This window comes from Flavobacterium sp. PLA-1-15 (assembly GCF_049060005.1).
In the GTDB taxonomy this organism is placed as follows: Bacteria; Bacteroidota; Bacteroidia; order Flavobacteriales; family Flavobacteriaceae; genus Flavobacterium.
The window spans coordinates 1-3,735 of the sequence record NZ_JBMGQS010000054.1; the positions used below are offsets into that span (position 1 = coordinate 1).

Annotated in this window: 3 protein-coding genes; all 3 read left to right on the forward strand. The window is 39.8% G+C overall.

Annotated features, from left to right (window positions below; genetic code table 11):
• The first annotated feature begins 198 nt into the window (after window positions 1-198).
• The 3 genes from ACI6PS_RS16115 (at window position 199) to fabG (ending at window position 3,713) form a co-directional block, all read left to right on the forward strand.
• Window positions 199-1,725 (forward strand): DUF7619 domain-containing protein, encoded by a 1,527-nt coding sequence (locus ACI6PS_RS16115; protein ID WP_421013598.1) that lies wholly within the window; start codon window positions 199-201, stop codon window positions 1,723-1,725.
• Window positions 1,726-1,863: 138 nt separating this feature from the next.
• Complete coding sequence (locus ACI6PS_RS16120) at window positions 1,864-2,847, forward strand: TerC/Alx family metal homeostasis membrane protein (RefSeq protein ID WP_421013599.1); 984 nt, start codon at window positions 1,864-1,866, stop codon at window positions 2,845-2,847.
• Window positions 2,848-2,966: 119 nt separating this feature from the next.
• On the forward strand, window positions 2,967-3,713 hold the full coding sequence (fabG, locus tag ACI6PS_RS16125) for a 3-oxoacyl-[acyl-carrier-protein] reductase (RefSeq protein WP_421013600.1): 747 nt from the start codon (window positions 2,967-2,969) through the stop codon (window positions 3,711-3,713).
• Window positions 3,714-3,735 lie beyond the last annotated feature (22 nt).

The following is a 3,735-nucleotide window of genomic DNA, read 5'->3' on the forward strand; positions in this document are numbered from 1 at the left end:
TTGAATTTAAATGGTTTAAGCCATCTGAAATATTTTAACTGCGATCATAATTTATTAACTTCTTTAAATTTGACAGGCCTAACTAATATTTCAAGTTTGATTTGTACTGAGAATTTGTTTACAACTTTAGATTTAACGGACTTGCATAAGCTTAATACATTGTGGATTAATTATAATCCTTTTCTAGAGAGTGTGTTTATGAAAAACGGAGCCCCATATAATATTTCTACTTCAGGTAGTGTCGTATTGTATGGTTGTACGAACTTACAATACATTTGTGCTGATGAAAATAAGATTGCAGGCTTAACACAAAAAGTAGCAGAGTTAGAAAACAATTGTGTTGTAAACTCCTACTGTTCCTTCACTCCGGGAGGAACATTTTATACCATAAACGGTAACAATACTTTTGACTCCAACAACAACGGCTGTGATGCATCAGATGAAAACCTGCCAAACCTAAAATTCAACATTACAAATGGTGCTCAAACCGGTAGTATAATACCGAATCAAACAGGTGAATATTCCATTCCTGTTCAAGCGGGAACGCATACCATTACGCCAGTATTCGAAAATCCTAGTTACTATACTATTTCGACAACGGCTGTAAACGTAACGTTTCCAGCAACCACAAGCCCCTTCACCCAGAACTTCTGCATCACTCCAAACGGTATCCACCCCGATTTAGAAGTAGCCATACTGCCAACAGCTCCAGCACGTCCGGGCTTTAATGCAAAATATAAAATCATCCTTAAAAACAAAGGAAACGTCCCGCAATCAGGTTCGGTTTTATTGGCGTATAACGATGCTGTTTTGGATTATATTAGTGCCAATCCTGCCTTCACTACACAGTCAGAAGGTTCATTATCGTGGGCTTTCGCCGATTTGCAACCGTTTGAAACAAGGGAAATCAACGTTACCTTAAACGTAAATTCCCCAATGGAAACCCCTGCTGTAAACGGCGATGATGTCCTGACCTATACCGCAACCATCACTAGTGAAGCGACAGATGAACTGCCGTTGGACAATACTTTTACGCTTCCGCAGATAGTAGTAAACTCCTTCGACCCGAACGACAAGACCTGTCTGGAAGGAACTGCCATTTCGCCCGATATGATTGGGCAATACGTTCATTACATGATCCGTTTTGAAAACACCGGAACCTTCGCCGCCGAGAACATCGTAGTGAAAGACATGATCGATACCGAAAAGTTTGATGTTTCGAGTCTGGTAGCCCTAAACGGAAGCCATCCGTACGTAACCAGAATCGAGGGTAACAAAGTAGAGTTCATCTTCGAAGGCATCAACCTTCCTTTTGACGATGCCAACAACGATGGTTATGTGGTTTTCAAAGTCAAGACCTTGCCGACATTGGTGTTGGGCAACAGCTTCAGCAACACCGCCAGCATCTATTTTGATTATAACCACCCGATTGTCACTGAGCCAGCGGTTACTACCTTTGCCGATTTGAATACAAAGGACTTCGAGTTCAACAACTATTTCAGAATCTATCCAAACCCATCATCTGGAATACTGAATATCACTACAAAGCAAGCCATCGAAATGCAATCCATCAATATCTACAATGTTTTAGGGCAGATGGTAGTTGCAGTACCGAATGCAAAAGGCATTAGTGCTGTTGATGTTTCGAGTTTATCCACTGGGAATTATTTTATCAAGATTGTTTCGGATAAGGGGATATCCAATGCGAAGTTTGTTAAAAACTAAAGTTATCATCTCAAAATAACAAGCCTTGCAAATTGCAGGGCTTTTTTATGTAAAAAAAACACGTTCATTTATGCTCAATGCTTCCTAATCATATAAATAAAGACTAGTTTTGTTACGCAAAAAAATAAATCATAAACAATGGATAATTTAATTAATCATCCCGGACTTATCGCAACCTTTACGGTTGTTATCGTAATTATGTTACTGCTGGATTTGGGCGTTTTCAACAAGAAAAGCCACGCGGTTACCAATAAGGAAGCCATCGCTTGGTCGGTAGTTTGGATTGGACTTTCCATGCTTTTCAGCGGATTCATCTATTATTATATGGGTATCGAAAAGTTCTCCCAGTTCCAATCCGCCTATTGGATTGAAAAGGCGCTCTCGGTAGATAATTTGTTTGTGTTTATACTTGTCTTTGGGTTCTTTAATGTACCGAAAGAAAACCATCATAAAGTACTTTTTTGGGGAATCATCGGAGCGTTGGTAATGCGTGCCATCTTCATCTTTGCAGGTGTCGAGTTGATAAAAATGACCTATCTGCCCGAGATGCTTATTTTTGGGCAATTGGTACAGATAAACGCGGTAATGACAATCTTTGGAATTTTCCTGATTTATGCGGGTATAAAATCGTGGTTTGCAAAGGAAGACGAGGACGAAGAGAAAGATTTCAACAGGAGCCCGGGAGCAAAGCTGGTGCATAAGTTTTTTAAAGTAAGCAAGAACTACGACGGTGATAAATTCTTCACCATCGAAAACGGAAAAAAGATAGCAACACCATTGTTTGTAGTGGTTGCCGTAATCGAATTTACCGATTTACTTTTTGCAGTCGATTCCATTCCAGCCATTTTTGCCATCGCTCCAGACGATCCGTTTATCCTTTATACCTCTAATATCTTTGCCATTTTAGGATTGAGAGCGCTGTATTTCCTTTTGGCGAATTTCATCCACCTGTTCAGCAAATTAAAATACGGACTGGCAATTATCCTGGCCTTCATTGGTGTTAAGATGGTAACAGCACCATTCTATCACATCGATTCGTTGCATTCGTTGATGGTCGTGGGAAGCGTCTTGGTGCTTTCGGTTTTAGCTTCCGTTATGTTTCCGGATAAGCCAAAAGCCTAATGAAATAAGGTTGTTTGCCAACCTTAGTCGTCTTAAAGAAACGTTATAATCAATAAAATTTGGGTTAAATTCTTATATTTGTCCCGAAACAAACTAAGCAAACTAAAATTTAGAATAGAATGAAACTACTACAAGGAAAAACAGTTATCATCACTGGTGCAAGCCGTGGAATTGGAAAAGGAATAGCAGAAGTTTTTGCAAATCACGGCGCTAATGTTGCCTTCACTTATAGTTCCTCTGCCGAATCAGCTTTGGCATTGGAAAATGAATTGAATAAACTAGGAATCAAAGCAAAAGGCTACCAATCGAATGCAGCCGATTTCAACGAAGCACAGACTTTCGTAGATGCTGTTTTGGCCGATTTTGGTACTGTGGATGTATTAATAAACAACGCTGGAATCACAAAAGACAACCTTTTGATGAGAATGTCCGAAGAAGATTTCGACAAGGTAATCGAAGTGAATTTGAAGTCGGTTTTCAACATGACAAAAGCCATCCAAAAGACGTTCTTGAAACAACGTTCAGGTTCAATCATCAACATGAGTTCAGTTGTAGGAGTGAAAGGAAATGCAGGCCAAACCAACTATGCCGCTTCAAAAGCAGGCGTTATTGGTTTCACGAAATCAGTAGCCTTGGAATTAGGTTCAAGAAACATCCGTTGCAACGCAATCGCTCCAGGATTCATCGAAACGGAAATGACAGCTAAATTAAGCGAAGACGTTGTAAAAGGTTGGGCAGAAGCCATTCCATTGAAACGTGGCGGAAGCGTATTGGATGTAGCAAACGCTTGTCTTTTCTTCGCATCAGACATGAGTGCCTACGTTACAGGACAAGTTATGAATGTTGACGGAGGGATGTTGACGTAATATTAGATTAAAACAAAAAAAT

What these genes read in the sequence shown, in the direction of transcription:
- ACI6PS_RS16115 (WP_421013598.1), top strand. Translation starts at nt 199, where the DNA reads ATGAAAAACGGAGCCCCATATAATATTTCTACTTCAGGTAGTGTCGTA.
- ACI6PS_RS16120 (WP_421013599.1), top strand. Translation starts at nt 1,864, where the DNA reads ATGGATAATTTAATTAATCATCCCGGACTTATCGCAACCTTTACGGTT.
- fabG (WP_421013600.1), top strand. Translation starts at nt 2,967, where the DNA reads ATGAAACTACTACAAGGAAAAACAGTTATCATCACTGGTGCAAGCCGT.